General features: G+C 65.6%; 22 protein-coding genes, 1 tRNA gene and 1 other RNA gene. 10 read left to right on the forward strand and 14 right to left on the reverse strand.

The window, feature by feature from the left end; translation table 11 throughout:
- Nucleotides 1-106: 106 nt before the first annotated feature.
- From IY716_RS12225 to IY716_RS12235, 3 genes are read left to right on the forward strand one after another with little or no spacing between them, the layout of a single operon-like run.
- Nucleotides 107-1336: a glycine betaine/L-proline ABC transporter ATP-binding protein gene (locus tag IY716_RS12225; RefSeq protein ID WP_255316760.1), complete on the forward strand. Its 1230-nt coding sequence runs from the start codon at nt 107-109 to the stop codon at nt 1334-1336.
- Nucleotides 1333-2277: a proline/glycine betaine ABC transporter permease gene (locus IY716_RS12230; RefSeq protein ID WP_218221959.1), complete on the forward strand. Its 945-nt coding sequence runs from the start codon at nt 1333-1335 to the stop codon at nt 2275-2277. The genes IY716_RS12225 and IY716_RS12230 overlap by 4 nt, the downstream gene beginning before the upstream one ends.
- A gap of 58 nt (nt 2278-2335) precedes the next feature.
- Entirely contained in the window at nt 2336-3253 is a 918-nt protein-coding gene (locus IY716_RS12235; RefSeq protein WP_218221960.1) for a glycine betaine ABC transporter substrate-binding protein, read from the forward strand.
- Between the two features lie 152 nt (nt 3254-3405).
- Here IY716_RS12235 and IY716_RS12240 read toward each other — a convergent pair whose 3' ends face one another.
- Both IY716_RS12240 and aceA read right to left on the reverse strand, forming a co-directional pair.
- A complete protein-coding gene (locus tag IY716_RS12240) occupies nt 3406-4056 on the reverse strand; it encodes a hypothetical protein (RefSeq protein WP_218221961.1) in 651 nt (216 codons plus the stop codon).
- A gap of 28 nt (nt 4057-4084) precedes the next feature.
- Nucleotides 4085-5458 (reverse strand): isocitrate lyase, encoded by a 1374-nt coding sequence (gene aceA / locus IY716_RS12245; protein ID WP_218221962.1) that lies wholly within the window; start codon nt 5456-5458, stop codon nt 4085-4087.
- 195 nt (nt 5459-5653) lie between these two features.
- On the opposite strand from aceA, the gene IY716_RS12250 reads away from it, so the two are divergent.
- Nucleotides 5654-6049, forward strand: coding sequence for a hypothetical protein (locus tag IY716_RS12250; protein WP_255316761.1), 396 nt, complete (start codon nt 5654-5656; stop codon nt 6047-6049).
- A gap of 25 nt (nt 6050-6074) precedes the next feature.
- Here IY716_RS12250 and IY716_RS12255 read toward each other — a convergent pair whose 3' ends face one another.
- The 4 genes from IY716_RS12255 to IY716_RS12270 form a co-directional block, all read right to left on the reverse strand.
- On the reverse strand, nt 6075-6602 hold the full coding sequence (locus IY716_RS12255) for a LytR C-terminal domain-containing protein (protein ID WP_218221963.1): 528 nt from the start codon (nt 6600-6602) through the stop codon (nt 6075-6077).
- A gap of 5 nt (nt 6603-6607) precedes the next feature.
- Nucleotides 6608-7189: a hypothetical protein gene (locus tag IY716_RS12260; protein WP_218221964.1), complete on the reverse strand. Its 582-nt coding sequence runs from the start codon at nt 7187-7189 to the stop codon at nt 6608-6610.
- A gap of 121 nt (nt 7190-7310) precedes the next feature.
- An RNA gene (ffs, locus tag IY716_RS12265) (signal recognition particle sRNA small type) lies at nt 7311-7407 on the reverse strand.
- A 65-nt stretch (nt 7408-7472) separates the two neighbouring features.
- Nucleotides 7473-9155, reverse strand: coding sequence for an alpha-keto acid decarboxylase family protein (locus tag IY716_RS12270; RefSeq protein ID WP_218221965.1), 1683 nt, complete (start codon nt 9153-9155; stop codon nt 7473-7475).
- Nucleotides 9156-9358: 203 nt separating this feature from the next.
- On the opposite strand from IY716_RS12270, the gene IY716_RS12275 reads away from it, so the two are divergent.
- Nucleotides 9359-10336 carry a zinc-binding dehydrogenase gene (locus IY716_RS12275; protein ID WP_218221966.1) on the forward strand — a complete coding sequence of 326 codons (978 nt, stop codon included), beginning with the start codon at nt 9359-9361 and terminating at the stop codon, nt 10334-10336.
- Between the two features lie 21 nt (nt 10337-10357).
- Here the strand turns inward: IY716_RS12275 and gluQRS are convergent, their stop codons facing one another.
- Nucleotides 10358-11359, reverse strand: coding sequence for a tRNA glutamyl-Q(34) synthetase GluQRS (gluQRS, locus tag IY716_RS12280; protein ID WP_369699708.1), 1002 nt, complete (start codon nt 11357-11359; stop codon nt 10358-10360).
- A gap of 117 nt (nt 11360-11476) precedes the next feature.
- On the opposite strand from gluQRS, the gene IY716_RS12285 reads away from it, so the two are divergent.
- Nucleotides 11477-11561, forward strand: a tRNA-Ser gene (locus IY716_RS12285).
- Between the two features lie 75 nt (nt 11562-11636).
- Here IY716_RS12285 and IY716_RS14100 read toward each other — a convergent pair.
- Nucleotides 11637-12263 carry an AAA family ATPase gene (locus IY716_RS14100; protein ID WP_218221968.1) on the reverse strand — a complete coding sequence of 209 codons (627 nt, stop codon included), beginning with the start codon at nt 12261-12263 and terminating at the stop codon, nt 11637-11639.
- 2 nt (nt 12264-12265) lie between these two features.
- Nucleotides 12266-12784 (reverse strand): Pvc16 family protein, encoded by a 519-nt coding sequence (locus IY716_RS12295; protein ID WP_218221969.1) that lies wholly within the window; start codon nt 12782-12784, stop codon nt 12266-12268.
- Nucleotides 12785-13442: 658 nt separating this feature from the next.
- Here IY716_RS12295 and IY716_RS12300 point away from each other — a divergent pair.
- Complete coding sequence (locus tag IY716_RS12300) at nt 13443-16571, forward strand: ExeM/NucH family extracellular endonuclease (protein WP_218221970.1); 3129 nt, start codon at nt 13443-13445, stop codon at nt 16569-16571.
- 85 nt (nt 16572-16656) lie between these two features.
- Here IY716_RS12300 and IY716_RS12305 read toward each other — a convergent pair whose 3' ends face one another.
- Genes IY716_RS12305 through guaB form a run of 3 tightly spaced genes read right to left on the reverse strand, consistent with a single transcriptional unit; the run spans nt 16657 to nt 19825 of the window.
- A complete protein-coding gene (locus IY716_RS12305) occupies nt 16657-17100 on the reverse strand; it encodes a hypothetical protein (protein ID WP_218221971.1) in 444 nt (147 codons plus the stop codon).
- 30 nt (nt 17101-17130) lie between these two features.
- Nucleotides 17131-18273, reverse strand: coding sequence for a GuaB3 family IMP dehydrogenase-related protein (locus tag IY716_RS12310; protein WP_218221972.1), 1143 nt, complete (start codon nt 18271-18273; stop codon nt 17131-17133).
- A 13-nt stretch (nt 18274-18286) separates the two neighbouring features.
- The gene (gene guaB, locus IY716_RS12315) at nt 18287-19825 is read right to left on the reverse strand and encodes an IMP dehydrogenase (protein ID WP_369699709.1); all 1539 of its coding nucleotides are present in this window, start codon (nt 19823-19825) and stop codon (nt 18287-18289) included.
- Between the two features lie 339 nt (nt 19826-20164).
- On the opposite strand from guaB, the gene groES reads away from it, so the two are divergent.
- A complete protein-coding gene (groES, locus tag IY716_RS12320; protein WP_058887472.1) occupies nt 20165-20461 on the forward strand; it encodes a co-chaperone GroES in 297 nt (98 codons plus the stop codon).
- Nucleotides 20462-20534: 73 nt separating this feature from the next.
- Nucleotides 20535-22130 (forward strand): chaperonin GroEL, encoded by a 1596-nt coding sequence (gene groL, locus IY716_RS12325; RefSeq protein WP_218221973.1) that lies wholly within the window; start codon nt 20535-20537, stop codon nt 22128-22130.
- Nucleotides 22131-22234: 104 nt separating this feature from the next.
- Here the strand turns inward: groL and IY716_RS12330 are convergent, their stop codons facing one another.
- Nucleotides 22235-23038 carry a CPBP family intramembrane glutamic endopeptidase gene (locus IY716_RS12330; RefSeq protein ID WP_369699710.1) on the reverse strand — a complete coding sequence of 268 codons (804 nt, stop codon included), beginning with the start codon at nt 23036-23038 and terminating at the stop codon, nt 22235-22237.
- Between the two features lie 52 nt (nt 23039-23090).
- Here IY716_RS12330 and IY716_RS12335 point away from each other — a divergent pair, with 52 nt between their 5' ends.
- Complete coding sequence (locus IY716_RS12335) at nt 23091-23666, forward strand: low molecular weight phosphatase family protein (protein ID WP_218221974.1); 576 nt, start codon at nt 23091-23093, stop codon at nt 23664-23666.
- A gap of 11 nt (nt 23667-23677) precedes the next feature.
- Here IY716_RS12335 and IY716_RS12340 read toward each other — a convergent pair whose 3' ends face one another.
- The gene (locus tag IY716_RS12340) at nt 23678-24673 is read right to left on the reverse strand and encodes a fructosamine kinase family protein (protein WP_218221975.1); all 996 of its coding nucleotides are present in this window, start codon (nt 24671-24673) and stop codon (nt 23678-23680) included.
- Between the last annotated feature and the right edge of the window lie 15 nt (nt 24674-24688).

Raw genomic sequence — 24688 nt, forward strand, 5'->3', positions numbered from 1 at the left:
CCTACCACTGGATGATCACTCGATGCGGTCTTGTTAACAGCCTGTAAACAGGTTTTATACGGCTTTTGGTAAGGTCAGGGTCCACTACTTCGACGAAGGAATGATGTTGAACTCCAGCACAGCCGAACCGGCAGTCAGTGCGCGGAACGTGTTCAAGGCCTTCGGCAAGCGCCCCCAAGAGATCGTCCGACGCATCAAGGACGGCGCAGACCGAAATGACCTGACGGACCTGGGAACAGCCGCTGTCATCGACGCAAGCTTCGACGTCCAGCCCGGAGAGGTCTTCGTGGTGATGGGCCTCTCCGGCTCTGGGAAATCCACGCTGATCCGGATGGTCAACGGCCTGCTTCCCCCCACCGCGGGCAGCATCGAGGTCGGTGGCGAGGACATCGCCCGACTCTCGGACCGGGACCTCCGCCGAATCCGGCGCGAGAAGGTCTCGATGGTCTTCCAACATTTCGCGCTTCTGCCCCACCGCACCGTGGGACAGAACGCCGGCTACGCGCTGGAGATTCAGGGACTGAACCGCTCAGACCGCGAACGCAAGACCGAAGAAGCCCTCAAGATGGTTGGCCTGGACGGCTGGGGCGGCTCGATGCCCGACGAGCTCTCCGGCGGTATGCGGCAGCGCGTCGGGCTGGCCCGCGCGCTTGCCGCAGGCACCGAGGTGATGCTCATGGACGAGGCCTTCAGCGCCCTCGATCCGTTGATCCGCCGCGAGATGCAGGACCAGCTCGTCGAGCTGCAGGAGCAGCTGGGGAAGACCATTCTGTTCATCACCCATGACCTCAACGAGGCGATGCGACTCGGTGACCGGATCGCCATGATGCGCGACGGACGCACAGTGCAGATCGGCACTTCGGAGCAGATCCTGAATGATCCCGCCAATGACTACGTCGCCCAGTTCGTCCAAGATGTGGATCGCACGCGGGTCTTGACCGCGGGCGGCATCATGGAACCACCGGTCGCCGTGCTCGGCACCGAACAGGGACCTCGAACTGCCCACAAGCTGATGCGCGAGCACCAGACCAATGTTCTCGCCGTGGTCGACCGGAGCAAGAAGCTTCACGGCTTCGTGCATGAGGCCGCAATCGCAGCGGCGGTGAGCCAGGGCGCAAATACCCTGGATGGCCTGATGCAGCCCGCCCCTTCGGTTCACGCCGATACGCCGCTGGTCGAGCTCATGACCCAGGCCGCCGAACACGAGACCGGCCTGGCCGTGATCGACGGGGCGGGACGACTCGAGGGGATCATCGCACGAGTGACACTTCTGAACGCCCTGGCCGAGCCTAAGCACGCCGGCCACGATTCCACCGAATCGATGGTGGCCTCATGATCTCTGCCGCTGAAGAGACCGAAGGGGTCGGTATTCCACGACTCAACATCGGTGAGTGGATCGAGGCAGGCGTTGACTGGGTCAATGAGAACCTCGAATGGCTGTTCAACCTGATCCAGACCATCGTCTCCACGCTCACCGATGGGCTGGATGACCTGCTCAACACCCCAGATGCACTGGTGCTCGCCGTGGTGTTCTCGCTTCTCGCCTGGCTGGTCAAGGACTGGAAGCTCGCCCTCCTCTCGATCGTGATGCTGGTGTTCGTCATCAGCATCGATCAATGGGAGAACGCCATGACCACTCTCGCGCTGGTCGCGGTGGCGGCTGCCATAGCGCTGGCCATCGCCATCCCGCTGGGCATCTGGGCAGCTCGTTCAGATCGAGTCAGCGGCGCCGTGAGACCCGTGATGGACCTGATGCAGACCATGCCTGCCTTCGTCTGGCTGGTCCCTGTGGTCACGCTGTTCAGCATCGGCGTCACCGGCGGCGTCATCGCCACGATCATCTTCGCCCTGCCGCCGGGAGTGCGATTCACCGAGCTGGGCATCCGACAGGTGGACTCCGAGGTCGTGGAAGCAGGTCATGCGTTCGGCAGCACGCCACGCCAGATTCTGCTTCGCATTCAGCTTCCCCTCGCCCTGCAGACCATCATGGCGGGCGTGAACCAGGTCATCATGCTCTCGCTGTCCATGGCGGTCATCGCCGGACTCGTCGGCGCAGGCGGCCTGGGCAACGAAGTCACCCGCGCCATTGGAAGCCTCGACATCGGTCTCGGCTTCGAGGCCGGGCTCGCCGTCGTCGTCCTGGCGATCTATCTGGATCGCATGACGGCAGCGATCGGACGCGGCGGCATGGTCTCGGGTCGGGCCTCCAAGCTGGTCCGTCGCCGGCTCGACGCCCATAGGTCGGCCACCCGCGGCAGGGCTATGGGTCAGGTCTGATCCAGCCCCTACATACCAACACTGCGCACTGCACCACTGAAATGAAATGAGGAAGATGATGAGTACTCGAACCGGAACAACATCCAAGTTCATCGGCCTGACCGCGGCGGCGGCACTTGCGCTGACCGCCTGCGGCGGAGGCGATGACAGCTCCGAGGCCAATGGTGACGCCAGCGAGGGTGAGGGTGGCGGCACCATCACCCTGGGCATCATCCCGTCCTGGACCGACGGCCTGAGCATGGCCTACCTCTGGCAGGGCATCCTGGAAGAGGAGGGCTACGAGGTCGAGATCGAAGAGATCAACGACGCCGCACCCCTTTACACCGGTGTCGCCCAGGGCGATATCGACGTCTACCCTTCCGCATGGCCGGAGGTCACCCACGCTCAGTACATGGACGAGTACGGTGACGACCTCGAGGACCTGGGCGCCTACTACGAAGGTGCTGTGCTGACCTTCGCGGTGCCGGAGTACACCGACATCGACTCGATCGCGGAGCTCAACGACAACGCTGAAGATCTCGGCAACCGAGTCGTGGGCATCGAACCCGGCTCTGGCCTGATGGAGATCACGAACGAAGCGGTCTTCCCGGACTACGGCCTGGATGAGAACTTCGATCTCGTGGAATCCTCCACCAGCGCGATGCTCACCGAGCTCGGCTCCGCGATCGATGACGAGGAAGACATCGTCGTCACCCTCTGGCGGCCCTTCTACGCCTACGGCGACTTCGACCTCAAGGACCTCGAGGATCCCGAAGGCTCGCTGGGTGAGCCCGAGACGCTGAACTTCATCGCCAACTCCGAGTTCTCCAGCGAGTTCCCCGAGGTCGCCGAGTGGATGGGCAACTTCACGCTCTCCGACGATGAGTACGCGGAGCTCGAGAACATGATGGTCAATGAGTACGCGGACAATGAGGAAGAAGCTGCTCAGGTCTGGATGGAGAACAACTCAGACATGGTCGACTCCATCAAGGAGTGATGCCGAACGATCAGCGCGTGCTGATCCTGTTCTGAGCACAGAGACCTCCGGCCCCGAGGTGTAGTCCATGACTCACTCCGGGGCCGGAGGTCTCTGTGCTCGGCGGCGCGTGGGCGCCGTCTCGTCGGTGTCCCGCTCAGCTGCTCAGCTGCTCAGCGAGGACGCTTCTCGACGAGGATGGCACCGCCGCCGTCGTCCTCTGCAGAGCTGAACGTGATGGCGCGGATCGTGCCGGCCGGCAGACCGATCAGCTCCTCGGCGCGAACGAACATCTCCTGCCAGATCTCCAGCTCCTCCTCACTCTCGAGCCCCAGCAGGGAGATGAAAGGCGCCCGCTTCTCTGCGACGAGTCGCCGTGCGCAACGGTGGATGTGCAGACCAAAGTCCACCAGTCCGGCCGAGAGTGGCTGGCCCTGACTGAAGATCCGATCCTCCGAACGGGTCAGCCGTCGCGGAGTCGCGAAGGCACAATCGGACTGCGCCAGGTGTCTGTCCACCAGCGCTTTCCACGACGCCTCCTCCTCCAACGCACGTTCCTGCTGACCTGCGGGGCTCGGAGCGAAGTTTCGCTCCTGCTGCAGCTGCGTCGGGTCCAGTGCGGCGATCCGTTCCCCGAATTCGCGGTGCAGGCTGCTCAGGAAGCTCAGTGCATCCGCGGTGAAGACCTCGTTCTGGCGCGGAGCCCGGGCCGCTGTGAGCGTGATGCCGTTGATCGTGATCGCATTCCCTGGATCGGCGATCCGCTCGACGTGGGTCTCGGGGCGGGTGCTGGGCTTCAGTGCGGTGCTGGTCTGTGCGTTCATGGCTGACTCCTTTGTCAATGCCGGTACATCAGTGGAATTGGCCCTCTTCGGTGGATCCCTTATAGGCCACGGTGGAGGACTCGGGATTCAACGTGGTGGAGATGGCATCGAAGTATCCGGTGCCCACCTCGCGCTGGTGCTTCGTGGCGGTATAGCCATCGGCTTCCGCGGCGAACTCCTTCTCCTGGAGTTCCACGTAAGCCTTCATCTGCTCGTCCTTGTACCCGCGTGCCAGCTCGAACATCGAGTAGTTCAGCGCATGGAATCCGGCGAGGGTGATGAACTGGAAGGTGAAACCCATGGCCCCGAGCTCACGCTGGAACTTCGCGATGGTCGCGTCGTCCAGGTGCTTCTTCCAGTTGAACGAGGGCGAACAGTTGTACGCCAGCATCTGGTCCGGATACTCGGCCTTGACCGCCTCGGCGAACTGCTTGGCGTATTCGAGGTCAGGTGTGCCGGTCTCCATCCAGATCAGGTCCGAATAGGGGGCATAGGCCTTGGCCCGGGCGATGCAGGGTTCGATCCCGTTGCGCACCTTGTAGAAGCCCTCGGCAGTGCGCTCCCCGGTGATGAAGGCAGCGTCGCGATCATCGACGTCGGAGGTGATCAGTGTCGCAGCCTCGGCATCGGTGCGCGCGATCACCACACTCGGGGTGTTGTGCACATCAGCGGCGAGTCGAGCGGACTGCAGGGTGCGGATGTGCTGACCGGTGGGGATGAGCACCTTGCCACCGAGGTGGCCGCACTTCTTCTCCGAGGCGAGCTGATCCTCCCAGTGCACACCGGCCGCGCCGGAGGCGATCATGGACTTCATCAGTTCGTAGGCGTTCAGCGGTCCGCCGAAGCCCGCCTCGGCGTCAGCGATGATCGGCACCAGGTAGTCCTCCACCGTGCGGGTGCCCTCGAGATAGTCGATCTGATCGGCGCGGAGCAGAGCGTTGTTGATCCTCCGAACGACGCTTGGCACGGAGTTGGCCGGGTAGAGCGACTGGTCCGGGTAGGTGTGGCCCGAGAGGTTCGCATCGCCGGCGACCTGCCAGCCGGAGAGGTAAATGGCGCGCAGGCCAGCCTTGACCTGCTGGACCGCCATATTGCCGGTCAGTGCACCCAGAGAGTTGGTGTACTTTCCCTCGGCGTGCTCGGCGGTGAGCTGGCTCCAGAGCTTCTCCGAGCCGCGCTTGGCCAGCGTGTGCTCCTCCTGGACATTGCCCTGCAGGCGCACGACCTCGGCTGCGGAGTATTCACGGGTGGTCTGCGCCCACCGCGGGTTGGTGTCCCAGTCCTGCTGCAGCGCGTCGACCTTGTGCTGGAACGCCTGCCTGGTCTCAGGGCTCAGCTCGCCACCACGCTGGGCGCCCTGGTCCTGCGAAGCCTTCGGCTGTGAAATAAGTGTCTCGGTCATCGGAATCTCCTTTGAATCGTGGACCGTGTTTCGGGGACAACACCAGTTCACGGCCTATGGAAGCCCCAGACCATAATTTCCTCGTCAAAGATCGGCGTTTCTTCGACAGATCGAAGAAACGGCGGAAGATGTGAGCACCCTGCGTCTTCTACACTATGTAGAAGACCCGTACGTCTCGCATCTGCAAGGAGCATCATGAACACACCCGCCGCACCCGCCAGCCCCATGCCGCGCCTGACCCTGCTCGTCGGAGGCCTGCTGCTCGCCGTCGGAATCATCGGATACGTCGCCACCTCGTTCGCGAGCATGACGGCACTGATCCCCTCGGTAGTGGGTGTGCTGCTGCTGATCAGCGGCGCCATCGCGAAGAAGAACACCAAGCTGGGTGTGCACATCGCCTTGGTCATCGCGCTTCTCGGCGCGCTGGGGATGATCATGCCGCTGATGAACCTGGGCGCGCTCTTCGCCGGTGAGGCGGAGAACCCCGGTGCGGTGATCTCCGCGCTGATCACCGTGATCGTCCTCGTGGTGTACATCGTCCTTGGTGTGCGCAGCTTCATCGCGGCTCGCCGGTGGCGGACGGCTCACTGAGCAGGTTCGTCGCGAGCGCGGAGCCTCATTCCGCGGAGCAGTGAAGCAGGCCGGGGACCATTTCGACGTCCTCGGCCTCTTCTATGCCCTCCTCCTGGAAATCCGAGCCCAGCACCAGGTCCACGCTGAAATCAGCACGGTCGTCGAGATCCACCATCGAGGCGGGAATGTGCTGCTGGAGCGTGTAGGCCTGGCGCAGGCCACGGTCACCCACCCGAATGATGGCGGCGAAGCCGGTATCCGCCAGGTAGTCGTTATCGACCTCGGCGACGCGGAATCGGCGGTCATCGAGATCCTCTGCCACTTCACTGGCGAGACCCGGAGCATTCGTGGTGTTGAACACCGAGATCTGGACCCGCTCGGGGACCACCGGCTGCTGGGTGCCACGGGGACATTCCTCGGCCGCAGGGATCGCGCCCCTGCCGAAGATGCTCAACGGCACGGTCCCGTTGATCAGCAGCCAGCTCATCCCCGTGATGATCCCGATCACTGCGAGAGTGCTCAGCCAGATGAGCAGCCGCTGGGTGCGCGTGCCTGCGGTCCTGTGATCCATGGCTGTCATTCTATGAGCCGGCCACCGCATGGTTCCTCTCTGGGCTTCTTCTCAACCACCGCGGTCCTGGCGGCGAAACCACCGGCTGCGACCGCCATGACCACCCGTGGCGCGGGCACACGGAGCCTGCGCAGTCCGCGCTCGATGGCCCCGTCGAGCCAGAAGGCCAGTCGCATATTGCAGTAGACCAGCGCTCCGACGGCGACCCCTCCCCCGGCTCGGCCGAACCACATCGTGAGCGGCCTGCGGCGGGAGCGATCTGCGGCGGAAGCGCCAGTGGGCCGCTCGGCAGACCCGTCCGGTGATTGCACGGCAGAACCGTCCCTCTGGGGACCCGCTGCCTCGGCGACGGGCGAGTCGGGGCGGGCCTGGGCCGATTCCGCAAGGGATCGCCACGCTGCGGGGCTCGACACCAGTGCACCGAGCCCGATGGCGGGGGCCCACATCATGGTCTGCCGCAGCCAGGCCGGGTAACGCCGCGCCGGCACCAGTGCGCTCAGCCCGGTGCCGATCCCCTGCACCCAGGGGTCCTGGAACCAGTGGTTCTCTCGCCGTGATCGGGAGGTCTGCTGCTGCGCTGAGTCCATGCATGGAGCCTAGAAGACCAAAAGACCCGGGTCATCCACCTACAGAGTGATTCTGCGCTCGGGCAGCAGTGCAGATCGCGCCCCAGAGCCTCAATTGGACGCCAGCGAGGTGGCCGAAGACATGAAGAGCCCCACGTGCACCTGCCAGAGCCCACTTACCCTTGCTACCTTCCGGTCCTGGGGGAGTTCAGCAGGATGGCACCGCACGTGGGGCCGGGGATCATCTTATCGTGGAGCTGCGCCTGAACGCGAATGGGACGCAGCTTCGCCTCCGCGGTGCTGATCAGCGCTTGAGCGCGTTCGCCACGTCCTCGAGCAGCTGCGGAATGTCGTCACGGTCGGTGATCGCCTCGATGAAGACCAGTTTTTCGCGGTTGCTCATCGTGTCGCGGCAGGCCGCCAGCAACTGCGCCTCGGTGGTGACTCGGCGGTAGAGGTAGTCCTCCTCCGCGGCGCCGAAGAGCTGCGGGACCAGGTCCCAGCGCCAGGGCGCGATGTCGTTATAGACGGCGTCGGGACCGTGTATGGCGCGCTCCACGGTGTAGCCGTCGTTGTTGACCAGCACGATCACTGTGGGGAGCTTCTCCCGGATCATCACGCCCATCTCCTGGATGGTCAGCTGGGCCGAGCCGTCTCCGATCAGCAGCACCGGCCGGCGGCTGCGATCGGCGAGGCCGGCACCGAGGATGGCGGGCAGGGTGTATCCGATGGAGCCCCACATGGGCTGACCGATGAACGTGGACTTCGCTGGGAACCGGTGGGACGCCATTCCGAAGTAGCTGGTGCCCTGGTCCGCCGCCACGATGTTCGCCGACTCCAGCTGGGAGGCCAGCACTCGCCAGAGACCGTCCTGAGTCAGCGGCTCGTCCGAGGGCTCGCGCGGCGTCTCCGGGGCGGGAGCCTCCGCGGCAGGCATGGGCACGACGTTGTCGAGGTCTTCTGCCACTCGGTGCAGCACCGCGAGCGCGTCCTGCAGCGAGATCGGGGTGAAGACCTCCTCCCCCACGCGGGCCCCGAAGCGGGAGACATCGATCAGCCGGGCAGGATCCAGGTTCATGGAGAAGCCTGCTGTGGTGTTGTCGGTGTACTCCACACCCAGGGTGATCAGCGCGTCTGCGCCCTCGATGACGTCGCGGACGCGGTCCTGAGAGGCGGCACCGGCGTAGATCCCGACGAAGTTCGGATCTGACTCATCCACCAGCGTCTTGCCCCAGGCCAGGGTCGCAAAGGGAAGCTTGGAATCCGTCAGGAAGGAGGCGAGCTCCTCGGTGGCACCGAGCCGGTGCACGAGCAGGTCAGCCAGCACGGCGGTGCGCCGACCGGGGAGGAACCGCCGCACGGCCTCTTCGAAGGCGGCGACGGCGCGCGGGGTGGTCACCGGCAGGTCCGTGGTCAGCGGTTCGGCGGGCGGGTAGGCGGGGACCTCGGCGACGTCGGCGGCGAGCATCAGGTAGCCCGGCCGGCGGCGGAAGACGACGTCGCGCAGCACCCGATCGATCTCCCAGGTCGCGGTGGCGGCGTCGAGATCGGCGTGGGCGCAGGTGACCTCTTCGGCCATGCGCAGGAAGTGCTTGAAGTCCCCGTCTCCCAGGGAGTGGTGGATCTTGCGGCCGGAGGCCTGGGTCTCCTTGGGCGGGGCCCCGACGATCTGGACCACCGGCACGGATTCCGCGTAGGAGCCCGCGACGGCGTTGATCGCGGAGAGCTCTCCCACCCCGTAGGTGGTCAGGAAGGCGCCGATGCCGCGGATACGGGCATAGCCGTCCGCGCTGTAGCCGGCGTTGAGCTCATTGGCGGAGCCGACCCAGCGGATTCTGCTGTGGTCCACCACGTGGTCGAGGAAATGCAGGTTGAAGTCTCCGGGAACGCCGAACAGCTCGGTCAGTCCGAGCTCGGCCAGCCGGTCCAGCAGGTAGTCACCGATCGTGTAGTCGGAGCTGTTCTGGTCCTGAACGTCTTCGGGCATGGGGTCTCGCCTTCTGGTCTCGGAGGCCTGCGGGGATGCGGGTGGATCGGCCGGGACCTCCAACGGTCTTCGGTGGGCACAGTCTACGTGGGAGGGGTCACAGACACCGTCGCGCGAGGAATAGCGCTGTGACTGTGACTGTTGCCGCTCGCGTACCTCATCAGGAGATATTTCAGCGATAGAGACTAAGAAAGTAGGACATCATGCGTGCTGTCACCCATGAGACATTCGGCGAGCCCTGGGACGTCCTCACCGTGGAGGACGTCTCCGTCCCGGAGCCCGGAGCCGGCGAGGTTCGGATCCGGACGCTGATGTCGCCGATCCACAATCACGATCTCTGGACGATCCGCGGCACCTACGGTTTCAAGCCTGAGCTGCCCGCGCGGGCCGGCACCGAAGCCGTGGGCGTCATCGATGCCCTCGGCGAGGGTGTAGAGGGCCTCTCTGTAGGTCAGCGCGTGGCCTCCGGCGGCACCTTCGGCGTCTGGGCGGAGTACTTCACCGCCTCGGCTGCCGGGCTGATCCCGGTGGATGAGGCCGCCGCCGACGACGTCGCCGCGCAGCTGGTGGCCATGCCGTTCTCCACGCTGGCGCTGCTGGACTGGCTGGACCTCAAGGAGGGCGACTGGATCATCCAGAACGCCGCCAACGGCGCCGTGGGGCGTCTGCTCGCCCAGCTGGCCCCGACCCGCGGCATCAACGTGGTGGGCCTCGTGCGCCGCGACGCGGGCATCGATGAGTTGGCCGAACAGGGAATCACTCGGATCGTCTCCACGGAGACCGCCGGCTGGGAGGATCGCGTTGCCGAGATCACCGGTGGCGCGGCGATCACCGCCGGCATCGATTCGGTGGGCGGCGAGTCTAGCAATCAGGTCCTCTCCCAGCTGGGCGAGGATGCCACGCTGGTGATCTTCGGCGCGATGGCTGGCGGGACCATGGAGCTGAACTCCGGTGCCATCATCTTCAAGAACGTCACCGTGAAGGGATTCTGGGGAAGTCGCGTGATGGGATCCCTGGCGCCACAGCGCCGCGGGGAGCTCTTCACCGAGCTGCTCACCCGGGTCCAGGACGGGTCGATCTCGCTGACGACGGAGGCCAGCTACTCCTTCGAGCAGGTCCGCGAGGCCGCGCAGGCGAACTTCGTGCCGGGCCGCACGGGCAAGATCATGTTGCGCCCATAGTTGCAGCTCCTCCGCCCGTGATCAGAGATCTGCCGGTCGGAACACCCAGGGTTCGCGCGGAAGGCGGTTCGGGTCGAAGGACTCCAGTGCCGCGGCCAGCGGTCCGGCGGGGAGGCGCAGCGAGTCCAGCAGCAGGTCACGCAGGGCGTCATCGGTCAGGCCCTGCTCACGCAGTGCTGAGCGGGTCACCGCCCCGTCCCGCTTGGCCAGGCGCCGCCCCTCGGGATTGAGCACCAGGGGCACATGGGCGTAGACGACCTCCGACGCCGCCTCGGCACCGTAGAGCAGGCCCCGCAGGTAGGCCTGGCTGGGCGCTGAGGCGGCGAGGTCGTCCCCGCGGACCACCTGGTCCACCCCAGTGAGATGGTCATCGACCACCACTGCCAGGTTGTAGGCCGGGGCCCCATCGTTGCGCTGGAGCACGAAGTCATCCACCTCTGTGGTGATCTCCCCGAGCAGCTGGTCCCGAGTGCTGACCTTCGGGGCGGCACCGTCCTCGTCGCGGTCGGCGCGCAGCCGCAGCGACGCCGGGCGCTCGGCACGACGGCGCGCGCGTTCCTTCTCGCTGAGGTTCCGGCAGGTGCCGGGATAGGTCCCGGGAGTCGCATGCGGGGCGCGGGTGGCCTCTCGGATGTCCTTGCGTGAGCAGAAGCATTCAAAGGTCATACCCGATTCGGTCAGCTGCTCGATGGCTTCTGTGTAGAGGCCCAGTCGTTCGGACTGTCTGGTGGAGGCGTGACCGTGCTGGGAGTCGAAGGTGAGGCCCACCGCGCTCAGATCATCGAACTGCTGGGCCTCCGCGCCGTCGACGGTGCGTTCGGCATCCAAGTCCTCGAACCGCAGCAGGAACTCCCGCTCGCTCCAGCGCGCGAAGAGCCAAGCCAGCATTCCGGTGCGCAGGTTCCCGAGATGCAGGTCTCCGGAGGGACTGGGCGCATAGCGTCCTGCGGGCACCTGGAGCTCCTCTCTGGGGTCGAGCTGGGCGGATCCGGGGCCGCCGCCGAGGGTTGATGTGCTGGCCACCGGACGACGGTAAACCATCCTACGGGGAGCCGATGTGCATTCTGGGATGCATCTCCGCTAGTATGAAGTCTGCTCTCGAGGGCCGCGCCGATCCGGCAGGCCAGCGAGAAGCAGCCAGGAGGATTCGCCTAGCGGCCTATGGCGCACGCTTGGAACGCGTGTTGGGTTCACGCCCTCGGGGGTTCAAATCCCCCATCCTCCGCAGCACGAAGGGCCCCTCACTTGCAGATTCTGTCGGTGAGGGGCCCTTTTCGCGTCCGCTCATGCTCTTGAATACTCAGGGCCGGCTCGAGTCTCCGCGTTCACTGCGAGGACGTGGGCTCTCGGCGCCTCTCGAATCAGAACGAACCGGCGAGGGCTCCGGGGCTCTGCCCTCGACGATCCTGCGCAGTCGGCGCAGGGAGCTAGAGTCGAGGCCGCTCTCGTGATTCACAGCGAAAATGCCCGCGCCGCGAGATGCCTCCAGCAGCCGGAGGGGTGGTTCAACTTCGGTGATCGCGTCGCCATCGTGGTCCTCATGCGCCTCGTTTCGCCTCCCGAACAGGACGTCGGCCTCATCGAAGAGGATCAGTCCGCCGCTACGTTCGGCTTCCTCAAGTACCGCCGAGACACTTTTCTCGGTCTCGTCGATGTGGCTGCTGAACAACGCACCGAGGTCGATCCGGAACAGCTCGAGACCGAGTTCTCTGGCCAGCTCATGCCCCGCTCGAAACCGCTCCTGATCTTCTCCCACCACAAGTGCGATAACCCCCGGGCGCGAGGGCGAGAACCGATGAGCGCCACCGCAGTCGAGCGGCTGGGGACGTGAAGACACTTGGGGAGACAGCTGAGCCAAGGCGCCCCGGATCTGATCAGTGAGGGTGTTCTGCCCGGGAGACGCGGACAGCCGCAGCCGCAGCATCATGGTCAGTCCTCTACGTTTGTGCTCACGCGATACACCGTCGCCGCTCGCAACGGAGCCTGCAATGCTCGCCAGATCGCGCTCAGCTCATCAACGCCCAATAACTCCGGCGTGACGCTCGCGTGACGTGGTTCGACCCGGGGGTGATCCGACGTCTCAGCGCTGAGTTGGATTCTAGGGTTGTCGTACAGGCACTGCATGACGACTCCCAGGAGCTGTTGTTCGCGTACGGAGCTGGTCTTCGATTGCGCCGAAATCAGATACCAGAGATTCGCGGCGAACGGCAGGCGTGCACTCGGCAGGGTTGGACCGGGCGTTGAGTCCCGCGACACCGGTCCGTTCGAGGTGTGCATGTCCCACCCGAGGCGGAACAGAAATACATTGAGCTCGGTGTCCGACGCTCGAGGCTCCCGCGGATGCCGGGCCGAGACTGGAGGTGAATCACCACCGAAGGTCTGACTCTCGCTTATCGCCTGGGTGAGCACAGCGCTCAACGAGTCCGTGACGCTGGAGGGGTCGAACATGACTCATTCCGCCCACGTCGAAGCAGTGGCGAGGCCACTGCTGCCATGACTAAATCTCAGTTGATTCATCCCCGCGTCCCCTAGAGGGAGAAAGGCTCATGTGGCGGCTGGTCATTGTTAACCGCCGATTGACCGCCCTGACGGTCAGAAGTTAGATGAGTCTCCCACAGGCGTTCATCGCTGTGAACAGTTGATGAGTCGGTTCCCGCCTCTGTGCCCTCGCGCTTCGACGAAGATCAGGAACGCCCCAGCAGGCGTGCGAAGAATCCACTGCGCGGTGCGGACTCATGGCCTGGGCAGCGCTGCCCAGCACTCACGCCGCGCATTACCTGATCCACGTGCTGACCACATCCGGCCCAGGTGGTCTTTCCGCAGGTCTTGCAGGTGACAGCTCGGCACATGATGCTCTCCTCCGATGGATGATGAATCTCCATAATACCCCAGGGGGTATATGACTGAAGCGGTCGCCGTCGTCTGTGATGCACTTCCATGGCTTCGGTGACTCCGGTTCACTCGGTCGTCTCACATTCCATGTCATGTAGTACGCCGTTCACATGGGACTGCTTGGATTCTGGGAGCGCAGGCCTGTGGTTGAGTTCACTCGTCCTGCGTGACCGCTCGACCCACTCATTCGCCCGGACGTGAGGATTAGACCTTGATGAGATCCCCCAGCAATGCTCCCCCACCAGGACGACGACGTCGCTTCACCCGCGGCCTCGCCGCCCTCGGACTGAGCACCGCGCTGCTGGCACCGGCCCCGGCCTTCGCCACGCCCGAGACTCCTGCCCCCGACGCGGCGCCCGGTGCAGACTGCGTCGTGATCAATGAAGCGTTCCCCAACGGCGGCAGCGGCTCGGCCGCCCTGACCAGCCGCTTCGTCGAGCTGTTCAACACCTGTGAGGAGGCGGTGGACCTCGGCGACTGGTCGCTGCAGTACCGCGCCAGATCCTCCACCGGTGCGCCGACCTCGACGGTGGCGCTCGGCGGTGAGATCCAGCCCGGAGGGCATTACCTGATCCAGGGCGGAGGCAACAGCGGCGACGGCGCGGGGCTCCCCGCAGCTGACGCCGAGACCGGTGCCGCGATCGGCGCTGCCGCGGGAGGGACGTTCATCTTGGCCACCACGGCGGAGACTCTGGAGGGGCTGCCCCTTGAGTCGGTGGTCGATGAGCCGCAGGTGGCAGATCTGCTGGGCTTCGGCAGCACCAACACCTTCGAGACCGCTGCGTCGACCTCCGGGACGAACATCCAGTCGCTCAACCGCACCGAGGGATCCGACACCGACGACAACTCCGCAGACTTCACCCGCGAGACTCCCTCACCCACCAACGCCGCGGGTGAGACCAGCCCTGGAGCGGAGCCTGATCCGGACCCCACCGAGCCTGAGCCCACGGATCCTGAACCCACGGATCCGGAGCCGACGGATCCGGAGCCGTCTGAGCCCGGTGAGGAGCCCACGGATCCCGAGCCCACCGACCCCGAGCCCACGGATCCCACGGAGCTGGAGATCCGCGAGATCAACTCCACGTTGGCAGGCGATGACGAGGAGTTCGCCGTGACCACTCGCGGTGTGGTGACCGCCGTGTACCCCGCGGAGCAGAGCTTCAACGGCTTCTACCTGCAGACCGCAGGTTCGGGCGGTGACGTGGATCTGAGCACGCACGAGACCTCGGACGCGATCTTCGTGTATTCGCCGTGGTCGGTCACTGAGGATCGTGTGCAGATCGGAGACTTCGTCGAGATCACCGGGGATGCAGAGGTCTACTACGACGCTCCGCAGATCAGCCTCTATCCGGAGTCCACGCAGACCCCGCATCACGAGTTCAGTCTGATCGATGATGAGCCCTTCGAGGCGGTCAAGCCTGCCTCCGTGGAGGTGCCGGAGAACGCCGATGACCGCGAATCGCTGCTGGGCATGCTGATCGACCCGCAGGGCACCTACACGGTCACCGACCACTACACGCTGAACCAGTACGGCGAGATCGGCATCGTCCTGGGCGAGGAGCCGCTGGTGAACCCCACCTCGGCGTTCCCTCCGGGCCCGGAGGCTGAGGCGCTGGCCGCTGAGAACGCTGAGCGGGTCATCTACCTCGATGACGCGGCGTCGACTTCCTGGCAGGCCTGGAGCGAGGATCGCGACCAGCCGCTGCCTTACCTCACACTCGAGGATCCGATCCGGATCGGCGCCGAGGTGCTGTGGCAGACCGACGTCATCATGGACTACCGGTTCGAGGAATGGCGGATGCAGCCGCTTTCCAAGCTCACCCCGGAGACGGCCGAGCAGGTCCAGCCCGCAGAGTTCGAAAACACCCGCGAAGGCAACGAGTCCCCTGCGGAGCGGACCGGAGATGTGCGCATCGCCGGATTCAACGTGCTGAACTACTTCATCTCCCTCGGCGAGGACGAGGCCGGCTGTGAGTACTACACCGACATCGACGGCAACCCCACCACGAACGACTACTGCGACGCGCGAGGCGCCTACAGCCAGGAGAGCTTCGAGCGCCAGGAGGCCAAGATCGTGTCCGCCATCAGCGGGCTCGACGCCGATGTGGTGGCGCTGCAGGAGATCGAGAACACCCGCTACTTCTTCGCAGACGGCGACCGTGACCGCGCCCTGACTGCTCTGGTCGAGGCGCTCAACGGTGCCCAGAACAGCGCCGGCACCTGGGACTACGTCGAATCCCCGGAAGAGGTTCCCGCCGAGGAAGATGTGATCCGCAACGGGTTCATCTACCGCACCGACCGCGTCGCGCCCGAGGGCGATTCGCGCATCCTCTTCGAGGACGGGGTCGATGACCTCGACCAGAGTCAGCTCGGGGAGCTGGACCTGGACGCGATCTTCTCCAATGCACGTGAACCGCTGGCGCAGGAATTCACGGAGGTGGATGGCTCCGGCGAGGCCGCCGACGGCGCGGAGAGCTTCATCGCCGTCGTGAACCATTTCAAGTCCAAGGGTGGCAGCGGCACCGGAGACAATGCCGACACCACCGGTCAGGGCTCCTTCAACGGTGACCGTGTCCGGCAGGCCGAGGCGCTCGTGGCTTTCGCCGACGCCCTCCAGGAGGACGCCGAGACCGAGAAGCTGTTCCTGATGGGTGACTTCAACTCCTACGAGCTGGAGGACCCGATCCAGGTCATCACCGAGGCGGGGTACTCCAACCTCTCTGCGGCGACCGGTGGATACAGCTACATGTTCGACGGCGCGGTGGGATCCCTGGATCATCTCTTCGCCACCGAGGCCGCCGCCAGCGATGTGGACCAGACGCAGATCTGGAACATCAACGCGGTGGAGCCCCTCGCGCTGGAATACAGCCGCTACAACTCCGTGGGCACGATGCTCTACGCCCCGGATCAGTGGCGCTCCTCCGACCACGATCCGATCGTGGCCGACCTCACCCTCTCCGGAACCGGCACTCCCGGCGACGGCGATGAGAACGAGGACGGAGACGACGAGAACGGCGGCGAGGAGACCCCCAGCTATGAGGCCTGGGACTCAGCCGCGGTCTACACCAACGGCGACACCGTGAGCTACGAGGGCGGCGTCTACACCGCGCTCTGGTACTCCAAGAATCAGGTCCCCGGGGCATCCCCGTGGAGCGCCTGGTCCGAGGTGGGCACACCCGCCGAATGTGGCGACGCGACCCTGCCGCAGTGGGCGCCGAGCTCACAGTTCGACGGCGGCGAGACCATCGTGCACGAGGGCACCAGCTACACGGCGAAGTGGTACACCCGGAACCAGGAGCCGGGCGACCGGTACGGCCCCTGGGAGGAGAACGGCACCTGCTGAGCTGAGTTGACCTGGGCGGGGCCGGACCAGCTGACCCGGCCCCGCTGGCTCAGCCCCGCCCGCCCTACCTCGCCCGGACTGCGCGTTAAGCGGCCCTGTGAGCGGCGATCACACCGGTCTTCCGCAGGCCCAGCCAGGTGAGAAATGCGGCGGGCAGGCCCGTCAGTGCCATAGCGAGGATGCTGCCCGCGCCGCCCCAGGTATAGATCCCGATCGAAATGCCCAGTGCCACCACCGCAGCCCCCAGAAGAGCTTCCCATCGTGCGGTCCTCTGAGTCCGTGAGAATCTGCGAAAGACCTGTACCGCGACGACGGCGACAGCTGCACTCAATAGTGCAGGGAACATGATCATGATGAAGAGCACCGGGAAGAAGCTCAGCGATTCACCGCTGATCGATCCAGCGATGAGCGTCTCACCGGCCGCTGCGAGCACAAGCCCACCGGCGACCCCCAGCGCGACAGCGACAAGGCACACAAGGGCGTCGAGGCCCACTATCCTGCGGGCAGCTGGGCCCAAGTCATGCGTCATGCACGGCATACTACCCAGGTGCGCGGCTGGTCAGCGGGTCTGCTGGCCCATCGGGGAGACGATCGCGTCCACGCGCTGGAAGGACTTCAGATCCACGTAGCCCGTGGAGGCCATCGCGTGGCGCAGTCCGCCCATCAGGTTCGAGGAACCGTCCGTGTGGTGCGCGGGGCCCCAGAGCAGCTCCTGCAGCGGGGCGACGGTGCCCACTCGGGTGCGGTGGCCGCGCGGGAAGTCCGGGTGCACAGCTTCGAGCCCCCAGTGCCAGCCCTTGCCCGGTGCCTCTTCGGCGCGGGCGAGCGTGGTGCCGAGCATGACGGCATCGGCGCCCATGGCCAGTGCCTTGACGAGGTCCCCGGAGGAGCCCATCCCGCCGTCGGCGATGACCTGGACATAGCGGCCACCTGATTCATCCAGGTAGTCCCGTCGTGCCGCCGCGACATCGCTGATCGCAGTGGCCATCGGCACGCGAATGCCCATGGCGCGGCGGGTGGTCGTGGCCGCCCCGCCGCCGAAGCCGACCAGCACGCCGGCGGCACCGGTGCGCATCAGATGCAGCGCCGGCGTGTACCCGGCAGCACCGCCGACGATCACGGGCACATCGAGTTCATAGATGAACTCCTTGAGGTTCAGCGGGTCGCCGTTCTGCGCCACGTGCTCGGCGGAGACGGTGGTGCCGCGGATGACGAACATGTCCACCCCGGCCTCGACCACGGTCTGGTAGAACTCCTGGGTACGCTGCGGAGTGAGCGAACCCGAGACCACGACGCCGGCGTCACGGATCTCTGCCAGCCGTGCCGTGATCAGCTCGGCCTTGATGGGCTCGGAGTAGAGCTCCTGGAGGCGACGGGTGTTGTCCGCAGAGATCTCATCGGCGCCCAGCGCCGCAATCTCGGCGAGCACCGCCTCAGGGTTCTCATACCGGGTCCACAGCCCCTCCAGGTTCAGCACGCCCAGGCCACCCTGCTTGCCCAGCTCGATGGCGGTGGCCGGGGACATGACCGAGTCCATGGGCGCACCGATCACCGGCATGTTGAAGGAGTAGGCGTCGATTCGCCAGTCCAGACTCACGTCCTGCGGGCTGCGAGTACGTCGGTTCGGGACGATGGCGACATCGTCCAGCGCCCAGGCCCTTCGACCGTTCTTGGCCAGGCCGATGGGGATCTCGTTGCTCAAAACAGCTCCTTTACTAGCGCCGGTAGTTCGGCGCTTCCACCGTCATCATGATGTCATGCGGGTGCGATTCCTTGAGTCCGGCGGAGGTGATCCGGACGAACTTGCCCTTGTTCCTGAGCTCGCCGGTGGTGTGCGCGCCCACATAGAACATGGTCTGCCGCAGACCTCCGGTGAGCTGGTGGAACACCACCTCGAGCGGACCGCGGTAGGGCACCTGCCCCTCGATCCCTTCGGGGATGAGCTTCTCGTCGGAGGGGACATCGGCCTGGAAGTAGCGGTCCTTGGAGAAGGAGGTGTTCTTCCCGCGGGTCTGCATGGCGCCCATCGAGCCCATGCCGCGGTAGGCCTTGAACTGCTTGCCGTTGTAGAAGACCAGGTCTCCGGGAGACTCTGCGGAGCCCGCCAGCAGGGATCCGAGCATCACGGAGTCGGCACCGGCGACCAGGGCCTTGCCGATGTCTCCGGAGTGCTGCAGCCCGCCGTCGGCGATCAGCGGCACTCCGGCGGGGATCGCCGCTTTGGAGGACTCGTAGATCGCGGTGACCTGCGGGACTCCGACGCCGGCCACGATCCGGGTGGTGCAGATGGAACCTGGGCCGACGCCGACCTTGATGGCATCCGCTCCCGCATCGATGATCGCCTGCGCGGCTTCGCGAGTCGCTGCCTGGCCGCCGATGACGTCTACTCCGGCAGCGCGTGGCTCGGCTTTGAGCCGCGCGATCATGTCCAGCACGCCGCGGGTGTGACCGTTCGCGGTGTCGACCACGAGGGCGTCCACTCCGGCCTCGACCAGAGTCATCGCGCGCTCGAAGCCCTCACCGAAGAAGCCCACAGCCGCACCGACGCGCAGCCGGCCTTCTTCATCCTTGGTGGCCTGCGGGTAGCGGTCGGCCTTGTCGAAGTCCTTGATCGTGATCAGGCCCTGCAGCACGCCGTTGTCATTCACCAGCGGCAGCTTCTCCACACGGTGCTCGGAGAAGATCCGCAGCACCTCTTCGTTGGGGATCCCGACCCGGGCCGTGATCAGCGGCTGGGGAGTCATCTTCTCGTAGACCTTGGTGGTCATGTACTGCTCGCGCGGGATGAATCGGGTATCGCGGTTGGTGATGATGCCCAGCAGCTTGGACTCGGCGTCGACCACGGGGAGCCCGGAGACGCGGTAGTGGGCGCAGAGCTCGTCGAGATCGGCGATCGTGGCATCCGGGGTGATCGTCACCGGATCGCTGATCATCCCGGACTCGGAACGCTTGACCTTGTCCACCTGGCGAGCCTGGTCCTCGATCGAGAGGTTGCGGTGCAGGATCCCGATGCCGCCCTGGCGTGCCATGGCGATGGCCATGGTGGCCTCGGTCACGGTGTCCATGGCCGCTGAGGCCAGCGGTGACTGCAGGGTGATGTTTCGGGAGAACCGGGTGGAGGTGTCAGCCTCGGACGGGATGACATCGGTGGCGCCGGGGAGCAGAAGGACGTCGTCGTAGGTCAGTCCGACGAAGCCGAAGGGATCATGCTCCACGCCGGCGGCCGCGTGCGGCTCCTGATGAGTTTCAGTCACAGTGGTGCCTCTCGGGTCAAAAGCAGGTGGCTCGGGCCCAAGTCTACGTCCCGTGCACGTCCGCCCGTAGCCAAAGGCTTAGCACTCTGCTTGACCGAGTGCTAAGGCCGTCTATAAAGTTTGGCTTAGCACTCGAGACCCTCGGGTGCCAGCCTGTCCGCGGGCCGTCAACCTGCGGATATCAGCCTGACGGGGCACCATCCGGCACCGCGACGACGGTTGGCCACTCCTAAGGCGTGCAACAGATTTCGGCCTGTCAAGCACCCCGGTGTCACCGGGATGCCCGGTACGGGCCTGTGCAGTTAACCGATTCCACCCCACGCAAAGGAGAGTACTGACGTGTCAGTCTCCATCAAGCCTCTCGAGGATCGCATTGTTGTCCGCCCCCTGGAAGCAGAGCAGACCACCGCTTCCGGTCTGGTCATCCCGGACACCGCCAAGGAGAAGCCCCAGGAGGGCAAGGTCGTCGCCGTGGGCCCAGGTCGTTTCGACGAAAAGGGCAAGCGCATCCCCGTTGACGTCTCCGAGGGTGACGTCGTCATCTACTCGAAGTTCGGCGGCACCGAGGTCAAGGTCAGCGGCGAAGAGTACCTCGTGCTCAACGCTCGCGACGTCCTCGCCATCATCGAGAAGTAAGAACGGACCGCTGAAGTCTCTTCACGGACCTCATCTGGATCCGATTCTCACACTCTCAAAGGAGCAGTAATACATGGCAAAGCAGCTTGAATTCAGTGATGCTGCACGCCGCGCTCTGGAAGCCGGCATCGATAAGCTTGCAGACACGGTCAAGGTCACGCTCGGCCCCAAGGGTCGCAATGTGGTCCTGGACAAGTCCTGGGGCGCTCCGACCATCACCAACGACGGCGTGACCATCGCCCGCGAGGTGGAGGTCGAGGACCCGTACGAGAACCTCGGCGTGCAGCTGGCCAAGGAAGTCGCCACCAAGACCAACGACGTCGCAGGCGACGGCACCACCACCGCAACCGTCCTTGCCCAGGCTCTGGTCAAGGAAGGCCTGCGCAACGTGGCGGCCGGTGCAGCCCCCAGCGAGATCAAGCGCGGCATCGAAACCTCGGTGGCCGCAGTGACTCGCCGACTGCGCGAAAACGCTCGCGACGTCGAGGGCCAGCAGGTGGCCAATGTGGCTGCCATCTCCGCGCAGAATGACGAGGTCGGCGAACTGCTGGCCCGCGCATTCGACGCCGTGGGCACCGACGGCGTCATCACGATCGAAGAGGGATCCTCCACCTCCACGGAGCTGGAGATCACCGAGGGCATGCAGTTCGACAAGGGTTACCTGTCCCCGCACTTCGTCACCGACGCCGAGCGCCAGGAAGCTGTGCTCGAAGATCCGCTGATCCTGATCAACCAGGGCAAGATCTCCAACATGGCCGAGTTCCTGCCCGTGCTGGAGAAGGTCCTGCAGGCCAAGCGCCCGCTGTTCATCATCGCCGAGGACGTCGAGGGCGAAGCCCTCTCCACCCTCGTGGTGAACAAGCTGCGTGGCACGCTGAACGTGGTCGCGGTCAAGGCCCCCGGCTTCGGGGACCGCCGCAAGGCCATGCTCGAGGACATCGCAGTGCTCACCGGTGCACAGGTCATCTCTCCCGATCTGGGCCTCAAGCTCGATCAGGTGGACCTGGAATCCCTGGGCACCGCTCGTCGAGTCACCGTCACCAAGGACGCCACGACCATCGTTGATGGTGCCGGCGCCAAGGAGGACGTGGATGCTCGCGCAGCCACGATCAAGGCTCAGGCAGATGCCTCCGACTCCGAGTGGGACCGCGAGAAGCTCCAGGAGCGTCTCGCCAAGCTCTCCGGCGGCATCGGCGTCATCAAGGTCGGCGCAGCCACCGAGGTGGAGCTCAAGGAGCGCAAGCACCGCATCGAAGACGCCGTCTCCTCCACCCGCGCAGCACTGGAAGAGGGCATCGTGGCCGGTGGCGGCACCGCGCTGATCAACGCCCTCTCCGTGCTGGACGAGGACGAGGACGTCAAGGCACTCTCCGGAGACGCCGCGGCAGCTGTGGGCATCGTCCGCCGGGCGCTGGTCCAGCCGCTGCGCTGGATCGCGCAGAACGCCGGGGAGGACGGCTTCGTGGTCGCCTCCAAGGTGTCCGAGATGGCCCCGAACCACGGCTTCAATGCCAAGACCGGTGTCTACGGCGATCTGATCGCCGACGGCGTCATCGACCCGGTGAAGGTCACCCGCTCTGCACTGCAGAACGCGGCCTCCATCGCGGCCCTGGTGCTGACCACCGAGACCCTTGTGGTCGAGAAGCACGATGAGGAAGAAGACGACTGACCTCGCCTGATTCCCGTTGAAGGGGGCTCTGACCGCACGCGGTCAGGGCCCCCTTCGCTGTGCCTGGTTGCTTTCCTGTGCCCTGGCTGCCGGTTCGCGCTTGGCTATCCCGGGATGAGCTGCAGCACCAGCGGGAAGGCGAGGAACGCCACCACGTCCAAGAGCAGGTGTGCGATCACCAGCGGCATCACCCGGCCGTAGCGGTGGTAGATCCACCCGAAGATCACTCCCATGAGCAGGTTGCCGATTCCCGGGCCGAAGCCCTGGTAGAGGTGGTAGGCCCCGCGCAGCAGCGCCGATCCGAGGATGATCGCCCATATCCCCGCCTGCGGCCAGATCCGCCGCGCCCGGTCGAAGAGGTAGGCGAGCATGATGATCTCCTCGAGCAGCGAGTGTCGCAGCGCGGTGAGCACGAGCACCGGAGTCGTCCACCAGTGTTCGCCGACATCGGCCGGAATCAGCTCCGCGGTGATGCCCGTGGCGCGGCCCACCGCGTAGATCACCACGGTGCCCAACCCGATGAGCACAAAGAGTCCGACGCCGAGCAGCACGTCCCGGCCAGGGGCCCGCAGATCGAGTCCGAACCTGCGGAACGGGTTCACCCCATGCAGGAAGAACAGGTAGAAGACCAGCACCACAGGAACCAGGGCGAAGACCGAGTCGAGCACCTGGTAGCTGAAGTCGAAGAGCTCCGCCCGCGAGCGCGAGGACTGTACCGTCGCTGTCTGGTCCGCCAGCGGGGCGATCGTCAGCCGTTCGGCGAGCTGAAGCACGGCATAGATCGCGGCGCGCCCCAAGGACAGACCTAGCATGATCGCCAGCTCCCAGCCGTAGAAGCGGCGCCGCAGGCCGGAAGGGGCGGGCGCTGCCGGCGGCGAGTCCGGAGACTGGATTCTTGTTCGCTTCACGGGCAAGAGTCTAGGTGGGGTCCTGCGGGGCCGATGTGATCAGATGGAATCCATGACTGAGACCTACACCCTGCTGGCCGTGTGCACAGGCAATATCTGCCGCTCCCCAGCGATGGACCGACTGCTCGCCCATGCCTTCGGTGAGGACGAGATCATCGTCCGTTCCGCCGGCACCCACGCTCATGTGGGCGATGACATGGAGCCGCAGATGAAGACCAGGCTCGCCGATTACGGGGCGGAGACCTCGGACTTCCAGGCGGAGCAGCTGCGCTCCGAGATGGTCCGGGACAGCGACCTCGTGCTGACTGCGACCCGCGGCCACGTGGACGACATCCTCAACGACATTCCGGAGAGCGCCCAGAAGGTGTTCACCATTCGCGAGTTCGCGCGGCTGCTCGACGCCGTGGACGAGACCGAGCTGCGCGCTGCCCTCGCAGGTGCCGACTCGACCCCGGCGAAGTTCGCTGCGCTGGTGCCGCTGGTGGCCGCTCAGCGGGATCACGGCGACTCCGCAGGCTCCGAGGACGATGTTGTGGATCCCTACATGATGCCGGAGGAGGTCTTCGACGCCTCCTTCCGGCAGGTCCGGGAACCGGTGGAGCGGCTGCGGGACGCCCTGCTGAGCTGAGGGCGGACGGCTCAGAGCGTGAGAATCTCCTCGGCCGCGCGCAGCGTGGGCCTGCGATAGCTGGGCCCGAAGAGCAGCCAGTGCACGCCGAGGCAGAAGAACTGATGCAGTCCGATACGGTCCTGCCAGCCCTCGGTCAGCGGGAACTCCCGCTGATACCCGCGCAGCACGGCCTCCAACTGGGGCAGTCCGAAGAGGTGCAGGAAAGCGATGTCCGTCTCGCGGTGCCCGGTGTGGGCCGCAGGATCGATCAGAGTCCCCCGCACTGATCCTGAGTGCGCCGATCCTGAACGCGCAGATCCTGAACGCGCAGATCCTGAATCCACCGCCCCTGAGGGCAGCGATTCTGAAGGTGTCGGCTCTGAAGGCGTCGGGGTCCAGAGCACGTTGCCTGACCAGAGGTCCCCATGGATCAGCGCGGGCGGCTCGGCGTCGTCGAGCTCTCCTGCGGCGATCCGATCCCGTGCCGCATGCAGCAGCCGCGCTTCCTCCGCAGTCAGTTCCGAGTCAAGGCCCGAGAGCACCGGGTCCAGCCGCTCCTGGGCCAGGAAGGTTCCCCAGCTGGGGTGCACCCCGGCTCCCATCACCAGGGGCTGCTCAGCCGGGCCGAAAGACGCGGGAGTCTGCGCGGGGTGCTCGGGTGGGAGAACGCCGAAGCCCTCGCGGCCGGCTGCGGGGGTCTCGCCGTCGTCCTCGCCCCCGTCCTTGTCCCCTCGCCGGCGGGTGAGCCATCCGTGGGTCCGCGCCAGTGCCCGGCCGAACTCCTCTCCGGCCCGCTCATCAGGGGCGGCCGTCGGCAGCTCCTCGAGCTCCAGACGTCCGCGCTGCGCCGTCGAACGAAGCTGCGCCGGGCCCTGCTGCCCGGGTCCCGACCCTCGTGAGGCTGAGCGGACGGAGACCACGGGGGCGCCGCCGTCGTCGGCCGCCTGGGCCAGCCAGCGCAGACCGGCGGCCTCCACCAGGGCCGCCTCGGGGTGGTCAGGGGGCGAGAGCTTCACAAAGGCCATATCGCTCACCCTAGC

The sequence above is a fragment of the Nesterenkonia sp. Act20 genome (assembly GCF_019173455.1).
In the GTDB taxonomy this organism is placed as follows: Bacteria; Actinomycetota; Actinomycetes; order Actinomycetales; family Micrococcaceae; genus Nesterenkonia.